4 protein-coding genes are annotated in these 2,431 nt (G+C 66.3%); 2 read left to right on the plus strand and 2 right to left on the minus strand.

The genetic code is table 11. The features are described from left to right. Nucleotides 1–154: 154 nt before the first annotated feature. Entirely contained in the window at nt 155–409 is a 255-nt protein-coding gene (locus ACFU74_RS37010; protein ID WP_380764532.1) for a hypothetical protein, read from the minus strand. Then, a complete protein-coding gene (locus ACFU74_RS37015; protein ID WP_380764533.1) occupies nt 406–1,002 on the minus strand; it encodes an ATP-binding protein in 597 nt (198 codons plus the stop codon). Before ACFU74_RS37015 ends, ACFU74_RS37010 begins: the two co-directional genes overlap by 4 nt. A gap of 299 nt (nt 1,003–1,301) precedes the next feature. Here ACFU74_RS37015 and ACFU74_RS37020 point away from each other — a divergent pair, with 299 nt between their 5' ends. Then, nucleotides 1,302–2,153 (plus strand): helix-turn-helix domain-containing protein, encoded by an 852-nt coding sequence (locus ACFU74_RS37020; protein WP_380764534.1) that lies wholly within the window; start codon nt 1,302–1,304, stop codon nt 2,151–2,153. Then, the gene (locus tag ACFU74_RS37025) at nt 2,146–2,337 is read left to right on the plus strand and encodes a DUF397 domain-containing protein (RefSeq protein WP_380764535.1); all 192 of its coding nucleotides are present in this window, start codon (nt 2,146–2,148) and stop codon (nt 2,335–2,337) included. The genes ACFU74_RS37020 and ACFU74_RS37025 overlap by 8 nt, the downstream gene beginning before the upstream one ends. Nucleotides 2,338–2,431 lie beyond the last annotated feature (94 nt).

A 2,431-nucleotide genomic window follows, 5' to 3' on the forward strand; every position in this document is an offset into this window, starting at 1 on the left:
GCCACCAAGAGGCCGGGGTGGGAAGTCGATGTCGTCGACTTCCTGCTCCGGGGGTTTTCTCCGGTGCCCCTTTGCTGCTTGTAAGGGGGCACCGGGACCGTGCCGTGCTGCTCGGAGTGGGAAGTCGGCCGGTCCGACTTCCCACTCCGGGCGGCTACTGGGGTATGCGGTGGCGGCCGTGGGGCTTGTGGTTGTGGGGGTTGGTTTCGAGGCTGAAGTGGCCGGCCTGGCGGGCGATCCAGGTGTACTCGGGGGTGCCGTCGGGGAGGGTGCGGAGTTCCCAGCGTCCGTGGCGGGTGATGGGCGGCGGGGGCGGGCCGACCTTGAGGGCGGTGACGACGCCGGTGACGACGGTGGCGATGGCGAGGGTGAGGAGGGTGGCGAAGGCGGCGCCGATGAGGAAGTTCACCGGTCCCTGATTCCTTCGCGCAGGAGAGCGAGGAGGTTGAGGAGGGTGGCGAGGGAGGTGTCGCCGAAGGAGATGAGGAGTCGGCCGTCGATGGTGGTGCCGTTGACGTGGGCGGAGCCCCACTGGATGCCGAAGGGCTTGCCGCGCTCGTGGAGTTCGCGTAGCAGGGCGGTGGCCTCGGGTTCGGTGTAGGTGCGGAGGTAGGTGTCGTGGGGGGTAAAGGGGGTGGTGTTCACGCGGCGGCGTCCAGCTCGAACCAGGTGATCTTGCCGGTCTTGGTGGGGGGTGGCGCCGAAGCGGTGGGTGAGGGCGCGGACGAGGTGGAGGCCCCGCCCGGAGAGGGCGTAGGGGTCGGTGGGGAGGCGGGGTTCGGGCAGGTCGGGGCTGTCGTCGCAGACCGCGACACGCAGGGTGGCCGGGACGAGGGAGACCAGGACGCCGGGGACGGGGCAGTCGCCCTGCTGCCAGGCGTTGACGAAGAGTTCCTGGAAGGCGAGTTCGGCGTCGTCGACGGTGTCGGTGCCAGCCGGCGGTGTGGAGGATGGAGCGGAGTTCGGCGCGGACGGCGGTGCAGTCGGGCGGGTCGAGGGCACGCATGAGAGACCTCCATGGAAGAGGTGAGAGGGGGAGGAGCGGGGGATTTCGATGGATGCGTCACCGTGAACGAGGCCGGCCCGGGCCCGGCTGCTCTGCGGTGCAAAGTGGGCAACATGCGCCTACTGCCCATGAGTTCAAGCATTACTGACGATCCATCGGATCGTTGTGGGATAGACCATACGGCACATCGACTTAAGTTTAGGTAACTTGGCGGAGGATTCCCTCTCCTGGGGGACGATGGCCTCGCGCTCGCGCTCCACGGCACACTGGGGCCACAGAACATCGAGAGGACGCTATGCCGGGTCGCCCGAACCCCACGCTTCGCCAGCGCCGACTGGGCGCCGAACTGCGAAGAATGCGCGAGCAGGCAGGTCTACGAGGTGGCGAACTCGCCAACCTGCTGGGCGTAAGCGCGGCCCAGGTGACGCAGATGGAGAACGGGAAGACCAGCGTCAATGCAGACCGGCTGCGCACGATCGCAGCAGCGTGCAAGTGCACCAACGAGCCGCTCATCGAGGCCCTCGTTGGGTTCGCGTCGTCACGGCCAAAGGGCTGGTGGGAGCGGTATCGAGGGACGCTTTCGACGGGCTTCCTTGAGGTTGCGGAGATGGAGGCCCATGCCCTGAAGATCTACACCTGGGCGACGACCTACGTTCCTGGCCTTCAGCAGACCGGCGCCTACGCTTCTGCAGTCTTCGCTCGCATCTCGCCACCGCTGCCTCAGCGTGACATCGATACCAGGACAGCGTTTCGGGTTCAGCGCCAGCAAGCCCTCCGATCCAGCGGTACGCCGCACGTGTCCTTCATCCACGAGGCGGCCTTGAGGATGCAGTTCGGTGGCCGGAGGGTCCTCGCCGAGCAGCTCGACAGCCTGATCGAGGATTCGGCTGCCGGGGTCTGCTCCGTGAGGGTCGTCCCATTCGACATGGACACTTTCCCCGGCGCCGGAGAGAACATCATGTTTGCTGAAGGGCTTGTCCCCGAGCTCGCGACCCTTCAGATGGACACGGCCCAAGGTGTTCTGTTCTTCGACGCCCCCGCTGACCTGGCCAGCCATCGAGCAACGTTCGCGCAACTGGACTCCCTCGCATTGCCCGATGATGAGTCGCGCGAGTTCATTCGAACCATCAGGGGGCGGTATGAGTAAGTTCGAGTGGCAGAAGTCCAGCTACAGCGGCGCATCCAACGAGTGCGTCGAGGTCCGGGCCTCGGACGATCTGATCGAGGTCCGCGAATCCGATGAACCTGGCACCACACTCGGTGTCGGTCCCGCTGTCTTTGCTGACTTGCTCAACTTGATCAAGGCAGGTGGACTCGACCACGACTCATGAGTTGGACGCCCCCTCGATCGTGCCGATCGAGGGGGCGTTGCCGTCTCGCGCATCGAGGAGAGGCCCCTTGCGAGCCGCAAGGGGCCAACGGAGC

Origin of the sequence: Kitasatospora sp. NPDC057500, assembly GCF_042802195.1 — a bacterium.
Taxonomy (GTDB): Bacteria; Actinomycetota; Actinomycetes; order Streptomycetales; family Streptomycetaceae; genus Kitasatospora.